The sequence below is a fragment of the Rothia sp. HMSC064D08 genome (assembly GCF_001809525.1).
Taxonomy (GTDB): Bacteria; Actinomycetota; Actinomycetes; order Actinomycetales; family Micrococcaceae; genus Rothia; species Rothia dentocariosa.
This window is the reverse complement of sequence record NZ_KV797887.1, coordinates 87,604-110,217: the sequence shown is the minus strand read 5'-3', so window position 1 is coordinate 110,217 and position 22,614 is coordinate 87,604. Positions and strand designations below refer to the sequence as shown.

The following is a 22,614-nucleotide window of genomic DNA, read 5'->3' as shown; positions in this document are numbered from 1 at the left end:
GGCAGGTTGAAGCACCTATGGCAGGTATCTCTGGTTCCGCCTTACCCGGGGGTGTATCCACCGCGAAAGCGCAGGGCGGTCTTATCGTCACGGGGTTATGCAAGTCATTCGGCAAAACCCGTGCGAATGACGATATTAGTGTGCGGCTTATACCCGGGGAGGTAACGGCGCTGATCGGTCACAACGGTGCTGGGAAAACGACGTTTCTTAACCAAATTGTGGGGCTGACAAAGCCGGATGCGGGCAGCATCATGTACGACGGCACCGACCTCATTGCCCACCCGGAGCAAGCCCGGCAGGTATGTGCGATCATGCCGCAGGTCGCATCGTCCCTGGAGGGAGTAACCCCACGCCAGGCGATCGCTACGGCCGTTCGCATTCGCGGGTTGAAGTCGAAGCAGGCACAACGGGCGGTTCAGAAAACTCTCGATACTCTCGATTTAGGGGATTGGGCGGACAGGCCGGGGCATAAGCTCTCGGGTGGGATTAAGCGCCTGACCTCATTCGGTATGGCGGTCACCGCACCCGCCCCCATCTATCTCTTCGACGAGCCCACGAACGATGTCGATCCGGTGCGCCGTGAACTGCTGTGGACGATGCTGCGAAGGCGCGCCGAGCAGGGTGCCACGGTGCTGATCGTAACCCACAACCTCCTGGAGGTAGAGCGCCATGCCGATAGGTACCTGCTGTTCAATAAGGGGCGGCTAGTTCGTGATGAACCGACAAGCGCGCTGGGTTTGGCGGAAGCAAAAAGTACGCTCTCGATCACGGCTACCCCGGAGTTCCTTCAAGAACTTCGCAGCGCACTAGATATAAAAACATCATCCTCACTAGGGAATATGCCAAATAAGGAATATATGGAAAAACGCATAGAGGGTGATTCTTCCAGCCCTCGGGAGTTTACCGTAACCCTGAGTACCGATGCGCTTGAGCTGGCCTTGCCCCATGTGCTTTCAGGAATTCGTGCGGGATGCGTCGAAAGCTACCGCATAGGCTCGGCATCTTTGGCCGATAACTATGAGGAGATGATTAACCATGACTAGCACCCTCGTTCCCTCACGAATTTCGACGGTACGTGCCACGGTCGAGCTAATCCGTTGGTCGCTGATTCGTAACGCCATCAATGCGCCGCTTTTTGCGGTAGTGCAGGTCCTATTAGCGTTTGCACTTCTTTACGGCGTGTCTTTCTTCATGCCGCATCTTGACCGAAACTCTGCAGAATATCTGGCGTCCGGCGCGGTAACGGTGAACTTCATTTCTATGGGGTGTGTAATAGCTCCCCAGTTTATCGCTACCGCTAAGACGAACGGTATGTTCGACTATCAGCGGTCCCTTCCGGTGCCGCGTCTAGCGATTCTGGCGGCAGATGTACTCGTTTGGGCGGTTCTCGCTCTTCCCGGCATTATTGCGGGCGGTGTAGCCGCGAAGCTCAAATTTGGTTTTGATGTGAACCTGAATATCGGCGCTATTGCCGTTGTGTTCGCGCTTCAAGTTGTTATGGCGGTGTTAGGGTTTATGCTTGCGTACTGGGTTCCAGCGTCACTTCTGACTATCGTGACGCAGTCTATTACCTTCATGGTTTTGCTGTTTGCGCCGATTAACTACCCGCCCGAGCGGATGCCCGACTGGTACGTGCACATTCAGCAGTTCCTGCCGTTCGTGCCTGCGGCAAACCTTGTGCGAGCCACCCTCTTCGACATCGGCCAGATACAAATCTTAGACGTAATAGTCGTCGGTTTTTGGGGTCTTCTGGGATGCGCATCCGCACTATGGGCGCTTGCCCGCAGGGACTAACATGATGTGATTATTCTTCACGCTCAGGGTCTGCTCGGAGGCACAGGCACTATTTCTGCGATAAAAGTAACATTAATCTATATACGAAATATTCGAAATTTGTTTTCTTTTATTTCATTTATTCCTGTAGACTGTAGAGCACATACCCCAGCGTTGCAGATGCACTGAACCGAATGTAAGCGCATGCGGGGTACCTGTACGTGATATCTAACAGCGAGGTACATCATGACCACTTCAACGCTGACCCGTGCGGATTTAAACGACCCGCAGCTACGCGAAGAAGTACAGAAGCTCATCCCTGGTACTCGTAATGAGCATGGAGATACCACTGAAGTCTCGTTCTTTCTGCAAGTACAGGGGAAGGACTCGGAGGAACTTGGCCCTAAACTATCGGGGTTGATTCGTGAGCTTATCGCAGCCGTTCGTTCCGGTGAAGATCTGGCTATAGTCTCCCAGGCGCGAGTATTTACCACGACCGCCGCCGCGAAAGAACTGGGTATATCACGGCCGACTCTCGTAAAAATGATCCGTAACGGAGAAATTCCCGCACATAAGGTAGGCTCGCATTTCCGCATTATGCGCGAAGATCTGGAATCATACCAGCGCGCCCAATTGGAGCGCCAGAAACAGGCGCTCATGAAAATCTGGGATATAGAGGCAGAACTCGGAATTCGTGAGTAATTCAGATGTATCGCCCCGTTACTTTGCTAGACTAAATAGCATGAGCAACGGGGCGACTTCTATTCTTCTAGATACCAATATTCTGCTGAGTAAAACACTCAGGGATTGGATACTTCTTCCTAACCAGATACTAAATAAAAAGTACTTCGATATACACACAACACAGAATATTCTCGACGAGTGGGGGTACCACTGGCTTAGAGGAAACCCAACTGGAAATGACGCTGCACGGGTGAAGGTTAGAGAGCAGATAGGTAAATCTGTGTTCGTGTTAGAAGGTTACCCTATCTCCTCAATACATGGATACCCCGATAAGAACGACCTTCATATACATGCGGCAATGGTGAAGCACAATATTGACTACTTAGTCACCAACGACAAAGCTCTCCTGGATTACTGGGAAACGAGCGAAAATACCGACGAGCCCTTACCCTATGTAACCATCAGCGCTGATGATCTTCTCATGACCTATACAGAAAAATCTTTTGGCAGAGCAGATAGAAATTCTCTTGTTATGCGAAAGGGTGACCTCGCAGAAATATATTTATTCCAAGAAAGATATTTCATTCATAAATATGGCGAATCAGATTTATGTGGGGCGCTTGAAAGAGCTGAAGCTCCTCGTTTTGCTCACTATTTACGGCATCATATAATCCCACATCTGCCTGAATGACCGATTCTTTACCCTCCTAAAAGAGCCTTGATCGTGAATAAAGCATTGGAAATATCCTCTGTATTCACGATCAAGGCTCTTTTTATCACCCCATGGAAGGGGCGGAAAGGATGAAACAACTACAACCGATAGAAGCCTTCCACCGCGCGGGTCAGGTATGCCATATCGCGAACGTGGCACATTTCGCGCATCGAGTGCATCGACAGTAGTCCAATCCCCACATCGATGGTGCGCATCCCCAACCTGGTGGCGGTGATAGGCCCGATCGTGGAACCGCAGGGCATATTGTTATTCGACACGAACTCCTGATAAGGAACGCCCGCCGCCTTGCACGCCGCCGCAAAAATACCGGCACCCACCGCATCGGTTGCATACCGCTGATTCGCGTTGATCTTCAGCAGCGGTCCAGCACCGGGAAGCGGGCGCACCGTTGGATCGTGATGCCCCTGATAGTTCGGGTTCACCAGATGCCCGGCGTCCGCCGAAAGGCATACCGAATCGGCGAGCGAGCGGCGGTACTCATCCTGGCTCTCTCCGCGAGCCTGCGAGAGCCGCACCAGCACATCCTCCAGGAACGGACCAGCGGCGCCGCTGCGGGTTTCAGAACCGATCTCTTCGTGATCGAATCCCGCAAGCATCACGGTATGCGCCGAGTCTTCGTCAGCATTCTCGGCCACATAGCGCTCCAAGGCGCACAATCCGGCATGAACCGACGAGAGATTATCCAACCTGCCCGAGGCGAAAAACTCTCCGTCTCGCCCGAAACAGCGGGGTTCCTGCGCATCCGCGAAGAGCACATCGTAACCAACGATCTGCTCCGGATCGACCGGACCACCCTCGTCGATGGTCTGCTGCGCCAAATAGGCGAGCACATCGTTCTCGGTATCATCCACACCCCAAATGGGGTACATATTGAACTGTTTATCGAGGGTCAGCTCATTACGTTTATGATCCAGATGAGGGGCCAGCTGCGGCACACGCGCCAACGGTCCAGTCACCACATAGCGATCCTGAAGGGTGCCGTCTTCCCGAAGTACCGTCAGGCGCCCGGCGGCGCGCAGCTCACGATCCAAAAAGGAATTAAGCAGTGCGCCACCGTAATTTTCGACGCCCATCTGATGCCATCCTGCCGCTGTCACCGACGAACTCGGCTTGAGCTTAAGCGACGGCGAATCCGTATGCGCACCCAGCCCCCGGTAACCGCTCGCTTTCTGCGCCCGCCGACCGCCAGCCCAAGCGATAATCGCGCCGTCACGCATCACAAAATGCCTGCCGACGGCAGCCTCATTCTGCCACGGCTCGGTTTCGTTCAGCTCGGTAAACCCCGCCGCCTGCAGGCGCCGCGCCACGGTTCGCGCCGCCAGATATGAGACGGGCGAATCGCAGACGAACTGGGCGAGGTCTTCGATATTTTTGACGGCATCAACGGTCATACTATGCGCCTACTTCTTGGGTTTGGGAATGACGGGGAACGCCGAAGTCCACGGTGAAGCGTCGGTTGATCCCTGCTTATGCGATTGTGCGGCTTCCGGCGAGATTTTCGGAATCGGAGCGGTAGCCCAGGGAACCTCTGAGGTGTTCTGGGATGCCTCCTGCTGAGCCCGCGAGGTTTGTGAGGCTGCAACCGAGCCGTCCGCAGCCGCATTCTTAGCGGATGCGCCCTGCCCGCTTTCCTTCTGCCGGGCAGCTTCTTTCTGCTGAGCTAGGGCCTGAGCTTTGGCACGCTCATAGGCTGACAAGGCATTTTGCACGGGAATGCTCATTGTGGAGGTATCCGGCGCGAAGTTCTTTGAGGAAGGGTTCTTCGTATCGTCTGCCTGCGCAGTGGATGCGCTAGCGGTTTCCTTCTGCGGCGCGGCTGCATTCGACGCAGACCCGTGTGCCCCGGAGGCACGCACCGAAGAACCGGCCTGATTCGAGCCCTGCTGAGTCTTCTGCGCGGAGGCGCGTGCAGCTTTCTGCGCCGCATCCAGGTCTATGCCTGACGGAGCCTTTTCCGCTGCTGCAGGGGCAACCACGGCAGGCTTGAGCTCATCGGCGATAGTCCTCGCCTGTGCAGACTGCGCGGGCTTATCGGCGGTCTGCGCTTCTTTCCCTGTCGCGCGGGCTGCGGTATTCGCGCTCGTCGAACGCTCAGCCTGGGCTGATTCGTTAGTGTGTACCGGCTTTTGGGGCTGAGTCGATTCATGAGCCTGTGCCGGTTTGGCAGTTTGCGCCGGTTTCTGGGACTGGGCTGACTCATGAGTCGGCACAGATTCCTTGGCTGGCGCAGGCTTACCGATTGGTGCAGGCTTATTAGCCGGTGCCGAACGTTCGGGCTGCGCGGGGGCAGAAGCCTTGACCGACGTATCATTCTGCTCGCTCTTACGAGCGCCTTCCACAGGCTTCGCGGCCGGTGCCTGCGCAGCCGGTTTCTCCGCGATATTCCGCTCGGGTGCACGATGCTCCTCAGCCGTTTGCGGGCTGGCGGGGGCAGCCGAAGACGCCGATTTTACCGAAGCATTATCCTGTGCGGGCTTGGCGTTCCCCGCCACAGAGGCAGCAGGTTGTGATTGTACCGGCGCCTGCGACCCTTGCGGTGCAGAAGCAGAAGTATCAGCAGCAGGTGAAGCAGCAGCATTTTTCACGGACATACCGGGCTGTGTGGCCGCGTGCGCAGCACCCGAAGCCGGTGCTGCGGCTGGCGCATCCGAGGAAGAAGCGGGCGCTTCCATACCCATTGACGCACCCTCAGCCGAGGAAGCAGCAGCCGCATCCTGCCCCTGGTTCAGAGCGGCTTTCCTCTTTTGCCGGTAGGTGTACATGCACACGAGCCCGGCGAAGGCAAGCTGCAGAATAAGGGCCTGCACAAAGTCAAGCGCCTGAGCCTCACGATTCGCGTCAAAGGGGTCAGCCAGACCCAGCAGTCCAAAGATAAAAATCGAAACATTATTCGCAATATGCAGGCCGATACCGGCTTCAAGACCGCCGGTGTACCAGCACAAGAACCCGGCGATCAGAGCCATCGTCAGCACAGAAAGCAGACCCCACAGTCCGTAACCATGCAGTACCATAAAGATAGGCGCTGGAATAATAATTGCCCAAACGGGATTCTTCAGCCACCGACCCACGGTCTGCATGAGATAACCGCGGAAGAGCAGTTCCTCGGCGTAGCACTGGAACGGAACTATCAACAGAATAAGCACAATGTACAGCCAGAACATGCCGGAATTCAGCGGATGCACGCTGTTCTGCGTGGTCAAAGAACCAGCCAGAACCAAGTTCCCCACATTGTAAAGACCGAAAATGAGGAACCCAAAAACTAGGAAAACACCTAAATAGGACCACCGCATGCGGCCCGCAATGGAGTGAATCAGCCCTAAGGGTTTGAAGTTGGTAATCAGGCGCGCAATGAAAATCGCCGGAATCACCGGAATGATGGTAATAAGGAGCGCAATAAAAACAAGCGGGGTCTTAAAAACGTTCGCGTAAATACGCTGCAGATCGGTCAGGTAATCGTAAGGGACGCGCAGCATCACGGCGAATGCCAGCAGCGCAAAGCTCACAATCAGCAGGAGCACAAAATAGATGCCGGCAATCAGCAAGCCCTCAAGAACCGGGGTGAACCAACGCGCACGCGGGTTCACATGCGATAACCGGTGATAGGGCAGCTCGCTGGCGCGTTCCAGAAGTTCCTTACGGGTAAGGCGGTTACTCCTGTAATACTCAGCGGAGGCGAAGGTAGGCTCAGCGCCGTACCCGTAACTTTCTGCCTGATGCGGGCTCAGCATCGTGGGCATATTTTGGGTATTAGTGACTGCGCCAGGTGGTTGGTTTGTTGGAATGAACTCAGAACCGTGATGTCCGGGTTCCTGCTGGTGATTAGTGCTCATAGTATCCATAATAGAGGGGACCCTCCCCCGAATGTCACACCGGGGCCATCTGTGCGGGTTGCCTTACGGTGTAATAATTTACCCGCCTATGAACTTTTCGGGCTTATATTTTATGGGAAATATGCCATAATTTGAGGGTTACCGTAGTTTAAAATTTGAGGCTACTCGTGCCTACGCTTCCGGGTGTTTTTGGCGCCAGTAGTGAAGGAAGGTTCAGATGGCTCTCGTCTTCAATCCGCCCCCAAATTGGCCCAAACCGCCTGCCGGGTGGTCTCCTACCCCGACGTGGCGGCCCGATCCCGCATGGGGTCCTGTTCCCGAAGGTTGGCAGCTGTGGATTGAGGAGCCCGAGCCTGAGAATGAGCAGGCACCCTCGACGGCGGAGTCTTCATCTGCCGCATCGGGCTCTTCTGAGGGTTCTTCCAGCGCGAAGCCCTCGCCATCGTCAAGCTCTGAGCAGAGCGGTGAGTCTGCGCAGGATTCTGCCCCGAAGCAGCGTACCGCGCCGACTATTTCCGAACAGTTTGCCGAGCAGAAAACTTCCCATCAGCAGACCCCTGAGCAGAAGACTCAGGCGGAGTCTGCCCACGCTCAGGATGCGGCGCCAGCCGGTTCCGAGCCGCGCGAGGTCGCGGGTGAGCGTGCGGGCGCATCCGGTTCCGGTGCAGCGGCAGGCTCTTCAGCCGATTCGCAGGTGCGTTCCGAGCAGAGCGCTCCTGAGACCCCCGTAAACCGTCAGAGCGGCACCGCCGAGGCTTCAAAGCCTCAGGTTTCGGAGCCTACCCGCGAGCCCGCTCGCGATACCCACAATGCCCCATCCGCGCCGGAGACGAGCGCACAGCAACCGGGAGTCGCGCAGGGTTCGGGTGTTTCTTACGATGCGCGAGAGCCCCTCAGCGACGCACAGGATTCTCAGGGGTCCGCAGGTTCTGCCGCTGCAGCAGGTGCCGAACGGTCCGAGGCTGCACGACAGGAGCCTGTATCTTCAGAGTCCGCACAGCAGCAGGTTCCTTCACGCGAGTCGCGCCCCGAGCAGCCTTCGGGTCAGTCGCAGGGTAAGCCTACGGATGCACGCGATTCGGCTGATGCGCGTGGTACCGAGGCTCAGGTATCTTCCCGACCGGCTACTCCCCCGCGCGGCACTTCCCAGGTTCCTCCCACGCAGCAGCGTTTTGAGGGGCAGCCTCAGACTCCCGTGAATCAGCAGCAGTCGGGCTTTGCCGCGCAGAGTTCTCAGGAGCAGAACGCTCAGAACCGGGGGCAGCAGGCTCAGCCTCAGCAGCCCGCACAGTCTCAACACGTTACTCAGACCCAACAGCCCGGGCAATCTCAGCAGCCGCAGTCTTTTGAGGCTCAGCGTCAGCAGGATTTTGCGCAGCGTCAGCAGGATTCTACACAGCGCCAGCAAAGCTTCAATCAGCAGCAGGACTCTGGCTCTGAGCAGCGTCAGCAGGATTTTGCGCAGCGTCAGTCGAGTTCAACCATTTCACAGTCTCAGACGCCGGGAAGCGGCTCTCAGCAGCAGGGATTTGCATCGCAGGATTCCCAGCAGAATTTTGGTGCTCAGTCTCAGCAGGCCGCACAGTCACAGCAGAGCTTTGGCGGTCAGGATCAGCAGAATCGGGCGCCTCAAGCGCAGGGTTCGCAGAACCAGCAGCAGCCTCGCGGGTTCGATGCGCAGGCTCCTCAGCCTTGGCAGAATCAGCCCGGGCAGCAGCAGTTCAGCCAGTCCCGTGAGCAGAATCAGGCTCAGCCGCAGCAGCCCGCACAGTCTCAGCAGGGTCAACAGCCGCAGTCTTTTGAGGCCCAGCGTCAGCAAGAATTTGCCCAGCGTCAGCAGCAGGATTCTACACAGCGCCAGCAGAGCTTCAACCAGCAACAGCAGGGCTCTGATCAGCATCAAGGTTTTGCGCAGCAGAACCAGGGTTCCGAGCAGCAGGGCCTAAGCGCCCAGTCCCAGCAGGGATTTGCCGGGCAGAACGCTCAGGAGCGAAGCGCTCAAGCGCAGGATCCGCGAACCCAGAGTACCCAAAGCCAGGGCGCTCAGAACCGAGACACCCAGGGTCAGAGTGCCCCGAACCAGAGTTCGCAGGCACAGCAGTCCCAGAGTCGAGAGCAGCAGAGCCAGCAGGGGTTCGCTCAGTCGCAGTCTCAACAGCAGCAATCCGGCCAGGTGCGGCCCGGACAATCCCAGTCAGGATATTCTCAGTCCGGTCAGCCTCAGCAGGGGCAGGGTCAGTCCGATCAGTCGTACCAGGGACAACAGCCTCAGCAGGGGCAGGATCGGTCACGCTCGGGCTTTGGTGCGGGTGCCGCCGCTGGTGCTGTCGCAGGCGCCGCAGCGGGCGCGGGTGCAGCGGCCTCCTCCGGGGCGGGCGCATCCGGCGCTTCGGCTCAGCAGCAGGGTTCTCAGAGCCAGGGCGTGCAGGGTCAGAGCGCGCAGAGTCAGAACGCTCAACAGGATCAGGGCTCTCAGCCGGAGCAGAATCAGCAGCACTCGGTGCAGAATGCTTCGAACCAGCAGGGTAACCAGTTCCAGGGGCAGGGTCAGCCCAGCCAATTCCAGGGCTCGCAGTCGCAGCAGAACCAGCCTCAGCAGGGTCAGTACCAGGCCGGTCAATCGCAGCAGTTCCAGCAGCAGAACGGTGCTCAGAATAATAACGTTCAGAACAGCGGTTTTGCTCAGGGTTCGTACAATCAGAACCAGTCGAACCAGAATCAGCAATACTCCGAGTCAAACACCTCGGATGCGCTCAACGGGTTCACTGCGGCGGCAGCATCCGGGTTCAGCGATTCACCGTATGCAAACGGTCAGACTCCCTTCAACCAGCCCGAGAAGCCGAAGCGCCCGTTCTTTGCGACTCCCGCCGGGTGGAGCGTAATTGCCGGTGCTGTGGCGCTGTTGATTATTATCATTCTGGTGCTGATTTTCACCCTGCCGCGCGGATCTTCCAATGCAGCAGCATCGGAAAGCCCCGCCGAGTCATCATCGGCAGCCCAGGCATCGTCAGAGAGCTCGGCAAGCTCATCGCCCGCCGAGCTGAAGAATGTTGAGGCGAAACTGCCCAGCGGCGATTTCAAGGAGTACAAGGGCAAGGATAAGCAGACCATCGATATCGAGAAGCCCAAGGGCAACGATTCGAAGGCTATCGTCTACTATGAGTTCACCCCCTCCAAAGAATCCAACTCGCGCCATTCCCTGGAGGGGCGCACGGGGGACGATAAAACTTCCAGCTTCGCTCTGTACACCTCCGCGCTGACCAAAGATAAAATCTCGGGCACCCTGTGGATGGACTTGAAGACTTCCAGCCCCACCCGCAAGGTGAATGTCGATAGTGAGGGCGAGTGGCTTATTCGCGTCTACGATGCTTCCTCCGCACCGAAGATTTCTAAGGGCGAGAAGATCAGCGCCGCGTTCAACTCCTACGCCGTGATCTACTCGGGCGGCTCGGGCACTTTGGAGGCTGGCTACGAGCGCAGGCCGGTAATGAACCTGCGCGTGATGGATGCGGCCCGCTCGAACGATGTCATCTTGGAATCCAGCACCTCAGAGTTCCAGGGCACCGCGAAGTTTGACGCTTCCGAAGATGTTTACTTGGCGATTAACTCCTTCCAGGGCACCTGGAACGTCGGTATTCGCTAGGTAGCCGATAACTTCTTGGTCTAAACCGAGATAGAGAAGACCCCCGCATCGTCGATCACGATGCGGGGGTCTTCTGCACGGTTCGCAAGGCTATGCCGAGTTCGGGGCGTTTGCCGACTCTGCTGCAGGTTTGACCGAAGCGCTGCGGGCTTTCGGGGTGAGGGCCGCCCACCCCCACAGCAGAACAGTCACGATAAAGAGGCACACGATCGGCGTGCCACCCAGCGCAACACCCGGCGCAGCCAAGAATTCGAGCCCGTTCATATTCCACTGAGTCATGCCGCCGAGCACGCGCGGGGAAATATAGAGCCCCACAACGCCCACCCAGGTCAAGATGCGCGCCACAGTCATCGCAGCGGGCGGCAGGTATGTGAAGAACTCGCCGAATGCATCCACAATAAGCACGAGAACCAGAAGCGGCAGAAGCACGTTATGATGCGACCAGCTGATCGGCGAGAGGCTGACCATGAGGAACCCGGTCACGGCAACCTGGGCGAGAGCCTTGTTGCGGCGTTCGAGCTGATAGAGAATCGCGGCGGTGAGCACGACGGAGAGCACCGCCAGCAGGTAGAAACAGAGCTTGGCGGCGGTTCCGTTCAGCCCATAGTGCATGAGCCAACCCTGAATCGAAATATTATCGACGAAGTTAATATCGCCCACACGCGAAGGATCTGAAACCGCGTGGAACCAGTACTGCGGGGCTTCTTGCGGCAGTAGCACAAAGCCGAGGGCAATGGTGGCGAGGAAGGTTGCACCGAGGGTGATAATGCCCTTCCAGTCGCGGCGCACCAGCAGAATAAGTCCGAATACGAGCGGGGTCAGTTTCAAACCGCCAGCGATACCGATAAGTACTCCGCGCGGCACACGTGTTGCCGGGCGCAGAAAATCGGCAAGAATCAGCACCATAATGATGGGGTTAATCTGCATAAGGTCGAAGGTACGCCGCCAGGGTCCGCAGAGCATTACCACTATGGTGAGTGCGGCGATCGTGCCGTAACGCCCGAGCTTATCCTGAAGCGGTAAAGGCCGGCCATGTGCATTGGCATAGGAATACATGATGCTGGAGAGCCACCAGGCGGCGGCGGTCGTAATAAGCACCATAATCGCCATACCCACCTTGAGCGGTATGAAGGCGAACGGCAGAAAGACCAGCGCCGCAAAGGGTGGATAGGTGAACGGCAAATCCAGCACGCCGATGCTCACCATAGCGCGCCCATAAAGTTCTTTGTCGAAGCCTTCATTATCGAAAATGGTCATGGCACCCATGCGATAGATCGAAAAATCCAGACCGCCGTAGGTGTTCACGAAGGCTTCAAAAATATAGCCGCCCACCACCATGAGGATGAGCGCCACTACTGCAAGTTTGCCCAGAACCGGAGTCTGGGCGCGGGATTCAGTCATGGCGTATTAGTACCTGTCTTACTGAGCTGAAGTTCTCGCCCTTTAGTGTAGCGTGGATATTCTGTTCGCCGAAAGATTATATTCCCCTTCGGGCATATACCCAGATGAGAGCCTGTCTTTCTGGGGCGACATCTGCTTACGTTAAAGACATTGCTTGTGTTGCGGGATGCACGAACCAATCGCTGGTGTGCAGCGAATGCGGTTCCTCCTCCTATGCGAACAAGCCACCCACGATATATTCCAAATACAAAATATATACTAGTCAGAATTATTTTCCGAAGGTTTTTCGGTCTCAGATTTCGTGCTGTCGTGAGTCTTACCCTGAGAACTCTGCCCAGAAGACTCAGCGCCTTCACGCGGCTTCACCTTCGCCACCAAGTGCGTACCGCGTTGAGCTCGGGAGCGCCGCAGTCCATGACCCACCGATTTTGCTGCCGCCGAAGATTTCGCCGCGGGTTTTTCATCGGTTTTTACGGAGGCGGCATCATCGCTGCCCTCGGCAGGCGCATCCTGATCGGAAGATTCGGGGTCTTCGCTATCGCCCTGAACCTTCGCCTTCTTGGGCATCTCGGCGATGCGCACCGCGACCTCTAAGGCAAGCACCGCAAACGCCGCATAGTAGACGATAATCGAGGGGTACAGATAAGGATTTTTCTGATTTACCCCCACCATCGTGACGGCGAAAACTGCCAGCTCAAGCACCACCACCACAAGCTGTTTGGCAGACCCACCCGGATTCCTCATCATCAGGTACAACGCCATCAGCGTAAAGAGAACGGGAAAGAAGATCTGCCCCGCTACCGCCATTCCGTCTTGGTCATAAGCGTAAATAGCGAGCGCTTGCATTACGGCGGAAACGGCGGCGAGAGGGGCGAGAGTCAGATACTTCATAGGGCTATTCTAGCGGTTACCACCTATCGAAACCGTACTGTATGACGGCTCACGCAAAGCCAAAATTCGCATGATTCGGGCAATATAATGGAACTATATGCACTGTGACTAAAAGCGATCGAAAGACAACACCGTGAGCGAGAATCCCCATAACCCCACTTCTGACTCAGAGGGATCAACCGGCCGCGATACCGGTCGTGGCGGCGCATCCTCAAAGCCGAGCGCGGCGCAAAGTTCTGCACGGTCCGGGGCCGATGTTTCGGGTTCCGGCAACGATGGACTCACAATTGGGATGCGCCCCACCGAGCTCCCCGGCGCCTCGCTAACGCCCGAGGAGATTGCTAAGCGCGCCTCCGGTCGGGGCAGTTGGCACCGCCGCGCATCGAAACCGGTATCGTACTGGATGTTTGGCGTTATTATCGCAATTCTGGTGCATCGCTTTATCCCCAAGGGCGGCTGGCTGATCGTGCATATGGTGACTCTGGGGCTGATTACGAATTCGATTCTGATCTGGAGCCAGCACTTCACCGAAGCGCTCATGAAGATTAAAATTCCTGATTCGGCCCGCGGTATTCAGGTCACACGTATTTTTGCGCTTAACGGCGGTATTGTGCTGCTGATGGCGGGCATGATTCTGCAGGATCTCATGCCGCAGTTCTATCCCTTGACGGTTGTCGGGGCGCTGGTGGTGGGTGCTATGGTCGCCTGGCATGGCTATGCGCTTCTTCGCCAGGTCAAGCAGGCGCTTCCCTCGCGGTTTGGCGCTACGATTCGTTTCTATATAGCCGCGGCGTTCCTGCTTCCCGTCGGTGCCGTACTGGGCGCGATGACGGCCCTGCCTGGTTTGCGGGGCACGCTGCATTCGCAGTTTATGCTCGCGCATGAGGCCGTGAATGTTCTCGGGTTCGTGGGTATTACGGTGGTTGGTACCCTGATTACGTTCTGGCCTACGATGCTGCGCACCAAGATGGTCGAAAACGCTTTGGGAACCAGCGTGCGCGCCCTCATTCTGATGTGTGTGGGCGTTGGGGTTACCACGCTCGCTTCACTCTTCGGGATGCGCCCCCTCGCGGGCGCGGGCCTGCTCGTGTATCTGCTGGGGCTGCTGATCGTGGCGTGGGTGATGGTGCGAACCCTTCGTACGAAGCGTCCCACAGAGTTCCCACCAATGTCGGTGGGTGCAGGTTTTATCTGGCTTATTATCGGCGTGGTGTGGACTGCCGGCTTGGTGTTCACCACCCCGTTTGAGGAGCTTCGCATGAGCGAGGTAACCCCCATTTTCGTGGCGGGTTTCCTGCTTCAGGTGCTTCTAGGGGCTATGAGTTACCTGCTCCCCCAGCGTAGGGGCGGCGGACCCGCCGTGGTGCGCGCATCCAATAAGGAGTTCAGTAGGCTTGCCGCCGGGCGCGTGACGGTTGTGAACTTGAGCCTTATTATTTTCATGCTGCCGAATGCGCTTACGGGCTCTTGGGTGAAGGTCGCTGTCTCTGCCGTGGGTGCGCTCGGTCTGGCTTCGTTCCTGCCGTTTATGGTGCGCGGCGTTAAGGCCTCGGTCAATACCCGTAAAGAGATGATGGCGGCGCGGGCGCGCGGCGAGAAGCCTGCCCCTGTCACAGAGGTCAAACAGGAACCTGTGAATCATACCCGGCAGACCCTTTTCGGTGCGCTTGCGGTGATTCTGGCGCTGACCTTGGGTATTGCAGCCGATCCCAGCTCAGTAGGATTCAACTTTATAGGTGGTTCTACGGCGACCGGCACGGGGCAGACCACAACGCTGAAGGTCAAGGCAACCTCAAACTACCGGTTTACGCCCGATACCGCGCAGGTTCCGGTGGGTAACCGCCTGGTGATTGAGGTGACGAACGACGATCAGGGCATGACCCACGACCTCACCTTCGCCAACGGCGCGAAGACCGGAACGCTGAACCCCGGCGAGACAAAGAGCGTGGATGTTGGCGTGGTGACCTCCGACCTTGAGGGCTGGTGCTCGGTGGCCGGGCACCGCCAGCAGGGCATGGTATTTCACGTGAAAACCACCGGCAATAACCTGCAGGCGAACGGGCATCACGGGGGTGGTTCCGGCGGTAATAACGGGTCAAATGGCTCGGGCACAAATACGAACCTGCTGACCGCGCAGAACGCGAATATTGATATGCACGCATCCCCCGGCAAAGATCATGAGCGCCGTGACCCGGTGCTGCGTCCCGTGCCTGCGGGCGAGAAACGTGACGGTAAGACTGTTCACAAGATGACCATGGATGTGCAGGAGCTCGACCGTGAAATTGCACCCGGGCTTGATGTGAAGGCATGGACATTCAACGGTTCGTATATGGGTCCGGTGCTGCACGGTAAGCTGGGCGATGTCTTCGAGATTACCCTGGAGAACAACGGTTCGATGGGGCATTCGCTCGACTTCCACGCGGGCATGGTTTCGCCCGATAACACGATGAAAACCATTGCCCCGGGCGAGAAGCTGACCTACCGTTTTGAGGCTACCGGTTCTGGTATTTGGCTGTACCACTGCTCGACCGCGCCCATGAGTCTGCATATGGCGGCAGGCATGTATGGTGCCGTCATTATCGACCCGCCGAATCTGGAACCGGTGGATCATGAGTATGTGATGGTTCAGAATGAAACATACCTGACCGATACGGGGCAGACCGCGGCTGACGGTAATAAACTTGCCGAAGTTTCCTCTGACGGCATTGCGGCGGGCACCCCCTCGCTCACCATGTTCAATGGGCACGCCACCCAGTATGTGAATCAGCCTTTGGAGGTGAAAACCGGCGAGCGCGTGCGCATCTGGCTGCTGGCTGCGGGACCGTCGAAGGGCATGAGTTTCCACGTGGTCGGCTCACAATTTGACACCGTGTATAAGGAGGGTGGCTACCTGCTGCGGGACGGCAGAGACCCGTATGGGGAAAGCGGCGGTCACTCGCAGGCCCTCGATCTGGACTCGGCGCAGGGCGGGTTCGTTGAGATGCAGTTCCGCGAACCCGGCACGTACACGTTCGTGAACCACCGGTTCGCCGAAATGGAACGCGGCGCCATGGGCAAGATTAAGGTGACGGATAAGTAGTCCGGGCAGTCGGGGAGGCGGGATTATCGCTGTCGCCTCCCCGCTTTTCCCTGCTGTCCTCCCATACTTTTGTCATGGTTGTGGTCTTTTCAAAGCACAACCATGACAAAAGTATGGGCTCAGCGTAGACTAGCTAGCTGCCGAGTCCTTCCACCGGCGACATCCGAGCCGACCGTGCCGCCGGCAGAGCGGATGCAACCAGCGCCGAAGCAAGACCTACCAGCAATATCAGCGCCAGACCCAGATACGGCAGATCCGGCACGAACTCCACCTTTTGGTCGGTCGCAGCAAGCACCACCTTTGCGCTCACGCTACCGATAAACACACCCCCAAGGATACCCAACGCCACCGCGCCCAGGGTGATCAGTACCGCCTCCGCCGAAATCATACGGCGCAGCTGCTTGCGGGAGAGCCCCAACGCGCGCAGCATCGCATTCTCGCGGCGGCGTTCATTGACCGAGAGAGTCATCGTATTTGCCACGCCGATCACCGAGATCACCACGGCGAGGGCGAGAAGACCCAGGGTGATCCCCAGCATGATCGTCAGAACCTGATCGAGCTGACTGCGCTGTTGTAGACCGCCGGTGAACTCGTTGCCGTCATTAGCCTTATTAAGCTGATCCTGTAGCGTGGAATTCTCAGTAGCGGTCAGCGGGGATTTAGCGTGTACCAGCACCATAGTCTCCGCCCCGGCTGAGGGATTCATACCCCCTGAGGCAGTGGATGCGCCCCGCTGCCCCTGCGCGGCTGAGCCTTGGGGCTGTTCCCCAGCTTCTCCGGGCTGCTGCGGGGTTAAGGGTTGCGGATCATCCGGGTTCTGCAGTTTAGCACCGGTGGCTGGGTTCACCACATACAGATTCGCGATCTTACTGGTCGACTTGATAGGCTTAAGTTCAATCTCTCCCAAGGGTCCGCGTGCCTTCAGGCGGGTGGAATCGTCAAAGCCTGCATTGTTATACAGGGATTCGGGCACGAGCACCGTGTTATCTTCAGTCGGGTACTTACCTTCAGCCGGAATAACCTTGGCGAAGTCTTCCTGACTGAGCGCCACCATACTCGCGGTGCTACTCATTGACTGGCTGCCGTCTTTCGACGTGAGGGTGTACTCTAGGGCACCGGCGGCTGGAGCCACCGCAACGCTTTCGACATTCTTAATCCCCTGCACTTTATCGGCAACCGAGTGCGCCTTGGCAAGGCTCTCAGCCCCCGTACCGCCACCGGTCCCGTAGGTTGCCGTCGCCGAGACGGGATAGGCACGTTCCATGGATTTCGCCGTAGATGCGGTCATAATGGAGTACCCGCTCAGTACTGCAGACACCACGAGCACACCCACCAACACGGCACGCCCGGTTGAAACCGTGCGCTTGGGCGAACGTAGCGCGTTAGCGACTGCTAGGTTCCCGGTCTGGGAGCGGATCACCGAACCAAACACGCGAATCAGCGGCGGCAACAACCACGGCAGGAATAAGAACACGGCAACGCCCAAAAGCAACGCCGCGACCATGACTAACAGCACCCCAGCACTGTTTTGCTGCACACCTGCGTCCGGTGCGCTGGTCAGACTCAGCGACTGCCACACTGCTGCTGCCCCTGCGGCGGCGGCGATTATACCTAGAATCAGACCCGCAATGCCCGGCTTCTTCACGGCTTGGGCGGTACCCTCCCCTAATGCGCTGATGGGTGAAATATTTAGGGCGCTACGTGCCGGAGCAAGCGATGCAATAACTGTCACGAGCGTGCAGACCACCACACCCACCATAAACGCCAGCGGGTTATACGAGACCATGAAATCTTTAAACAGCACACCGGCGAGCGCTGCGACCGGGTAGACGAGCGCAGCGCCGATAGCGGAGAAAATAACCCCCACCACGAGCGCCTCAACTAAGAGCATGCGCACCAGGGATTTCCCGTGCGCCCCCAGGGTGCGCAGTAGCGCCAACTCGCGGATGCGTTGACCGACCAGCACCGCGAACGTATTTGAGATAACGAAAGATGAGACCAGCAGGGCGAGCGCAGCGAACGCCCCTAGAATCACACCGATAAAGGCAAAGAATTGTGAGGTTTCTTCTTTGAGATCCTGCAGGTATTCCCCGCCTGACTTCACCACGGGTTCGGTATTCTGATCACCGGTAGCTAGCTTTTTCTGTAGCTCGGTGCGTGCGTGGGCGTCATCGTCACCTTTGAACTGGACGAACGTCATGCTGGGGTGCGGTAGCTGTGCTGCCTCCATAGATTTCAGGTCAAGCTGTTTGAGCGCCTCATCTGCCGCGTTCTGATAGGAGGTACCACCAATATAAACGTTATCGTTCGAGAACGAGCCGGAGAACCCAGTGTCGAAAATACCAGCAATGGTGTATTCCTTGGTGGCACTGGTATTAGGGTCGGTAATAGCTGCCACAACATCCGGTGAGGTCACCGTTGAGCCAAGGTGCAGGTTGTGTTTTTCGGCGAATTCTTTTGAGATCAACAGCTCGGTGTCTGTGCCCGGCAGTTTGCCGTCAATGGGGAAGGGGAAGAGCTCGGTATCGGTGGGAGCCGGTGTATACCGCACCTTTGCTGAGTTTTCTCCGGTGCCAAGTTTACCCTGCCCGTCATATATGACCCAGGTGCGCTGAACCGAAGGGTCGTTGGTGATCGTGTCGAGATTTTCGGGCGTGAGGTAATGGTTCGCCGTGTAATTATTTGGGTTGTTAGTTCCAGCCGAGAGGACCACGTTATCGTCCTCTGAGAGCACATCTCCTATCGCGGCATCCATAGTTCCCTGTAGCGAGCCGAGGAGCACAATAATGGCGGCAATAAAGAATGAGGCAACCGCTATGCCGATGCCGGTCAGAACGTACTTACCTTTAGAAGCGCGCAGGTTAGAGCGCGCCACCGTATTCAGAGATGTATTAGTTCGTTTAGACATAGTAAACATGCGGCTATTTCCCCTCCTGTTAGATGCGCGAGTGCTTTACCCTTCCAGCTGTCCCATCGCCTGCAGCACAGCATCATGCGTAGGATTCGACATCTCCCCAGCAATCGCACCATCCTTTAAAAACACCACACGATCAGCATACGAAACGGCATGCGCATCATGGGTCACCATCAGAATCGTCTGCTTCTGCTCAGTGGCGGCATCCCGCAATAGCCTGAGCACCTCGGCACCCGAATTTGAGTCGAGGTTACCGGTGGGCTCATCAGCAAACACCACCTCCGGACGCGACAGCAACGCACGCACAATAGCAACACGCTGCTGCTGACCACCTGAAAGCTGCTCGGGGCGATGACCCAACCGATCCGACAGACCGAGGGTTTTGACCAGATATTCACGCCAAACCGGGTCCGGCTTCTTACCCGCCAACCCCAACGGCAAATCAATATTCTGCCCAGCGGTCAGGGTAGGCACCAGGTTAAACGCCTGGAAGATAAACCCCACGTGCTCACGCCGGAACTCGGTCAGCTGGTTATCCCTCTGCCCATACAGTTCGGTGGTACCAATACGGATGCTGGTCTCTGGAATATGATCGGGAGTATCCAGTGTAGCGAGGGTTTGCATCAGCGTTGATTTACCCGAGCCCGAAGGACCCATAATCGCGGTGAACTTACCCCGCTCAAAATCAATAGTGACATTATTCAGGGCGTGCACAGTTGCCTCACCCCGACCGTAGGTTTTGAACAGGTTTTTGGTGGATACCGCTGGAGTTTCAGCGGTGGTTTCTGTCGTAGTCATATTCTTAATTGTTACAGTTACCCACCGCAAAACTCTGTATTTATACCGGAAGGGAAAACCCCTACATATTTATAGTTTCCACGGATACCATTAAAGAAAAACCCTCAGTGCTTACACCGATGGCGAGGTTGACTCCGTGGCAAAAATCCGTAAATACGCTCTCATAGCACTAGCGATTGTAGCGTTCTTGACCCTGATGTTCCTGCTTTATAAAGGTACGCAGAGGAACGAGGCGACACCCGGCAGAACGGCGACACCTAGCGTATCCACAAGTTCCGCGCCGGCATCAAGCGCCCCGGTACAGACCCCGCAGGTTTCTGAGCAGAGCGCGCAGGCGGCACCCGCGCCGGAACAGCCACAGCAGTCGCAGGGAGCGCAGGATTCACCCTCGGAATCTGCTTCACCCTCCGCAACAGATACTGCCAAACCGTCTCCGAGTACTTCATCTGACGCTGGGCAGGAACAGCATAAAGCCGATGCGACAAGCGCCACCCCCAGTGCCAGTGGGTCTGCCAGCGCCTCTCCAGGGAAAGAACCTACATGCCCGGAGGACGTCTCCTACCAGCAGGTGGCAGATGGAGAGGTTGACTGCACATTCGACTATTCCAAGGTACGTTTGAAGACTATGCAGGAGGCGGAGCAGTACGCGCGTAAGTGGCTCTATCCCGAACCCGGCACCTATATTCAGGTGCGGGATTACCGCGAGGCTAAGGTCAGGATTCCGGGTATGGATAAGCCACAGAGCGTATTTGTTGTTCGCGCGGTTGCGCGTTCTTCGGGGGATCAAGGCGGTAGCGGAGCCGTCACCTGGAGCGTTATCTGGCCCAACGGTTACTATCTCACCAGCGATGACCTCCCCGACGGTATTGAGGCTCGGTAGGTTCGGGTCTGTCGGTTCTTGCGGTGCGCATGCGCTCTCGTGTTAAAGTTTAAGCGGTAGCTAGAGGTGAGCGATTCTTCGCGAAAGTCTTCCAAGCGCCAACTCTTGAAGCCACACTCAGGTGTGGCTTCTCGTATTTAACAGCTTGCCTCTGAATAAGCCGCAGTATGCCTATAAGCCATACATAATTCTGTATATCTAATTTTCGCCGAAATTATAGCTTTCCGGTCCGTGAAAACCGCGCCAGTTGGGCTTGCTGGGGTGCTAGGCTAGAGGGATGGCGAAGAAGAGCTCACTCAAGACCGCATCCGGCAAGAATATCTTCACAAAGGTGACTGCCGGGGCGCTGGCGCATTGGCAGATTATTGCCTCCGCGCTGCTCCTGGGTACGGGTGTGGTGGGGCTCGCCGCCACCTACGACGACTACTGCGGTATGACCGATTTGACCTATGCGCCGGAAGAGGTGCACGAGGATCTCCGCAAGGCCGGTCAGACGGCGAATATCCGCCCGGGTGTGATCGCGGCGCAGCTTGAAACTGAGAGCCACTGGCGCATCAATGCGGCTTCGAGCGCGGGTGCCCGAGGCGTAGCCCAGTTCACCGATGAGGCTTGGAAGGATTGGGGTAACGGCGGCGATATTCTCGATCCGCACAATTCAATTGATGCGCAGGGTCGCTACCTGGAATCACTCAAGAAACGACTGGGCAAGTACGCCCACAATGATGACGAGGCACTCGATCTGGCGCTTGCCGGGTACAACGCTGGTCCCGGCGCGGTCGAGAAGTACAAGGGTATTCCGCCCTTCCCCGAGACGCAGAACTATGTGCAGAAGATCCGCGATCTTTCCGAAACAAAATATAAGCTGACCTGCACGCCGGACCACCGGTTTAAACAGTCGCAGATTGTGCGCATTGAAGCTCAGGCTTCCAAGCAAGACTCCACCGCTCCGGATGCGGTGCCCACCGAACCCTCTAATACTACAACCATGCTGACTTCACGCAACCGTCAAGAAAGTTAGGACATTCTGTAAAATTATTACCGTCAAATTTTTATATTCTTTACTGCAGAATGTACACAGTTTATTGTTTTACACTCGAATAATTAATCAAACTCTAAATAAACCTCAGAAAATAATTAATTTAAATAAATGTTTCAATTTGGTAAAACATGATGGTATAGTACTATCGACAGGCAGGCTATCATTAATTTTTAGCCTGTAAAATTTATACCAACAGATAGGATATTTTATGACGCAAAAGAGCAGTCCTTGGCACCCTGTTGTAGTCAAAGAGAAGCTCGAAGAGTGTATAGCAGAGCGCGAAGACACTCCTCATGATCCACTTCTCAAAGAATTTCGGGCGCTACTGCAACACGTAGATGAAATTGCTACAGACCTTGAGAGTACGGATTCTTTTACTTATTTGGGGTCAAAACCCGTACTATCAAATAGTGCGTTTGAGTCCTGGTTCATTGGCGGTGGTGCTGATAAATACCTTAAATAATTAGCTAAGATCAAAAAGTTTACCAAGGCTCCCAGCAAAAACTTCATTATATATTTGTAGTCTCTGTGTTGCTCTCCCACTACATCGGCGGCAGGCGCAACTACGCGGTTCCTGTCGTAGGGTAATTCACCCTCCAAACCGCCAAGTGGGAACGATAGTTTGCAAGTGGGAGCGAGCTGTTGAAACACTCGCACAGAACGCCCGCGTGCACCGCGCATCCAACAGAGTCGTGAACTACGAGGTGAACATTCCCAAGCCGAAGCCGTGGCGAGAAACCTTCGTGGGGGGCCACTGCGCCCAAATGTACCCCGCCTGGCTGCTCTGCTCTTCTTGAGAATAAAGCTCCCGGTAACGCCCCTCAACCATCATCAGGTCATCATGGCGTCCGCTCTGAATAATGCGCCCATCTTCCATGACCACGATATTCTCGGCGTTGCGAACCGTCGAAAGCCTGTGCGCCACCACAACCTTCGTGCACTGATACTG

15 protein-coding genes and 1 pseudogene are annotated in these 22,614 nt (G+C 56.5%); 9 read left to right on the top strand and 7 right to left on the bottom strand.

Annotated features, from left to right (window positions below):
• The first annotated feature begins 17 nt into the window (after nucleotides 1-17).
• The 4 genes from HMPREF2625_RS00605 to HMPREF2625_RS00590 all read left to right on the top strand — a co-directional run bounded on the left by HMPREF2625_RS00605 (nucleotide 18) and on the right by HMPREF2625_RS00590 (nucleotide 3,148).
• Complete coding sequence (locus HMPREF2625_RS00605; protein ID WP_070520870.1) at nucleotides 18-1,043, top strand: ABC transporter ATP-binding protein; 1,026 nt, start codon at nucleotides 18-20, stop codon at nucleotides 1,041-1,043.
• Nucleotides 1,036-1,794 (top strand): ABC transporter permease, encoded by a 759-nt coding sequence (locus tag HMPREF2625_RS00600; protein ID WP_070520491.1) that lies wholly within the window; start codon nucleotides 1,036-1,038, stop codon nucleotides 1,792-1,794. The genes HMPREF2625_RS00605 and HMPREF2625_RS00600 overlap by 8 nt, the downstream gene beginning before the upstream one ends.
• 225 nt (nucleotides 1,795-2,019) lie before the next feature.
• Nucleotides 2,020-2,475: a helix-turn-helix domain-containing protein gene (locus HMPREF2625_RS00595; RefSeq protein ID WP_070520488.1), complete on the top strand. Its 456-nt coding sequence runs from the start codon at nucleotides 2,020-2,022 to the stop codon at nucleotides 2,473-2,475.
• A gap of 40 nt (nucleotides 2,476-2,515) precedes the next feature.
• Nucleotides 2,516-3,148, top strand: coding sequence for a PIN domain-containing protein (locus tag HMPREF2625_RS00590; protein ID WP_070520485.1), 633 nt, complete (start codon nucleotides 2,516-2,518; stop codon nucleotides 3,146-3,148).
• Between the two features lie 119 nt (nucleotides 3,149-3,267).
• On the opposite strand, the gene HMPREF2625_RS00585 is transcribed toward HMPREF2625_RS00590, so the two are convergent.
• Both HMPREF2625_RS00585 and HMPREF2625_RS00580 read right to left on the bottom strand, forming a co-directional pair.
• Nucleotides 3,268-4,581, bottom strand: coding sequence for a M18 family aminopeptidase (locus tag HMPREF2625_RS00585; RefSeq protein WP_070520482.1), 1,314 nt, complete (start codon nucleotides 4,579-4,581; stop codon nucleotides 3,268-3,270).
• A 9-nt stretch (nucleotides 4,582-4,590) separates the two neighbouring features.
• The gene (locus HMPREF2625_RS00580; protein ID WP_246826560.1) at nucleotides 4,591-7,020 is read right to left on the bottom strand and encodes a CPBP family glutamic-type intramembrane protease; all 2,430 of its coding nucleotides are present in this window, start codon (nucleotides 7,018-7,020) and stop codon (nucleotides 4,591-4,593) included.
• Between the two features lie 217 nt (nucleotides 7,021-7,237).
• Between HMPREF2625_RS00580 and HMPREF2625_RS00575 the strand changes: the two genes are divergently transcribed.
• A complete protein-coding gene (locus HMPREF2625_RS00575) occupies nucleotides 7,238-10,663 on the top strand; it encodes a prolipoprotein diacylglyceryl transferase (protein ID WP_070520476.1) in 3,426 nt (1,141 codons plus the stop codon).
• Between the two features lie 90 nt (nucleotides 10,664-10,753).
• Here the strand turns inward: HMPREF2625_RS00575 and HMPREF2625_RS00570 are convergent, their stop codons facing one another.
• Both HMPREF2625_RS00570 and HMPREF2625_RS00565 read right to left on the bottom strand, forming a co-directional pair.
• Entirely contained in the window at nucleotides 10,754-12,064 is a 1,311-nt protein-coding gene (locus HMPREF2625_RS00570; protein WP_070520473.1) for a glycosyltransferase family 87 protein, read from the bottom strand.
• A 258-nt stretch (nucleotides 12,065-12,322) separates the two neighbouring features.
• Nucleotides 12,323-12,955 (bottom strand): hypothetical protein, encoded by a 633-nt coding sequence (locus tag HMPREF2625_RS00565; RefSeq protein WP_070520469.1) that lies wholly within the window; start codon nucleotides 12,953-12,955, stop codon nucleotides 12,323-12,325.
• Nucleotides 12,956-13,088: 133 nt separating this feature from the next.
• On the opposite strand from HMPREF2625_RS00565, the gene HMPREF2625_RS00560 reads away from it, so the two are divergent.
• Nucleotides 13,089-16,034 carry a multicopper oxidase domain-containing protein gene (locus tag HMPREF2625_RS00560; protein ID WP_070520466.1) on the top strand — a complete coding sequence of 982 codons (2,946 nt, stop codon included), beginning with the start codon at nucleotides 13,089-13,091 and terminating at the stop codon, nucleotides 16,032-16,034.
• A gap of 133 nt (nucleotides 16,035-16,167) precedes the next feature.
• Here the strand turns inward: HMPREF2625_RS00560 and HMPREF2625_RS00555 are convergent, their stop codons facing one another.
• Both HMPREF2625_RS00555 and HMPREF2625_RS00550 read right to left on the bottom strand, forming a co-directional pair.
• A complete protein-coding gene (locus HMPREF2625_RS00555) occupies nucleotides 16,168-18,951 on the bottom strand; it encodes an ABC transporter permease (RefSeq protein ID WP_083295575.1) in 2,784 nt (927 codons plus the stop codon).
• Nucleotides 18,952-18,987: 36 nt separating this feature from the next.
• A complete protein-coding gene (locus HMPREF2625_RS00550) occupies nucleotides 18,988-19,746 on the bottom strand; it encodes an ABC transporter ATP-binding protein (RefSeq protein WP_070520463.1) in 759 nt (252 codons plus the stop codon).
• A 136-nt stretch (nucleotides 19,747-19,882) separates the two neighbouring features.
• On the opposite strand from HMPREF2625_RS00550, the gene HMPREF2625_RS00545 reads away from it, so the two are divergent.
• The 3 genes from HMPREF2625_RS00545 (at nucleotide 19,883) to HMPREF2625_RS00535 (ending at nucleotide 22,128) form a co-directional block, all read left to right on the top strand.
• Complete coding sequence (locus HMPREF2625_RS00545) at nucleotides 19,883-20,626, top strand: peptidoglycan-binding protein (protein ID WP_070520460.1); 744 nt, start codon at nucleotides 19,883-19,885, stop codon at nucleotides 20,624-20,626.
• Nucleotides 20,627-20,903: 277 nt separating this feature from the next.
• Entirely contained in the window at nucleotides 20,904-21,644 is a 741-nt protein-coding gene (locus tag HMPREF2625_RS00540) for a lytic transglycosylase domain-containing protein (RefSeq protein ID WP_070520457.1), read from the top strand.
• A 229-nt stretch (nucleotides 21,645-21,873) separates the two neighbouring features.
• Nucleotides 21,874-22,128 carry a hypothetical protein gene (locus tag HMPREF2625_RS00535; RefSeq protein WP_070520454.1) on the top strand — a complete coding sequence of 85 codons (255 nt, stop codon included), beginning with the start codon at nucleotides 21,874-21,876 and terminating at the stop codon, nucleotides 22,126-22,128.
• A gap of 234 nt (nucleotides 22,129-22,362) precedes the next feature.
• Here HMPREF2625_RS00535 and HMPREF2625_RS00530 read toward each other — a convergent pair.
• Nucleotides 22,363-22,614, bottom strand: a pseudogene (locus HMPREF2625_RS00530) (peptidase domain-containing ABC transporter); the annotation flags it as partial.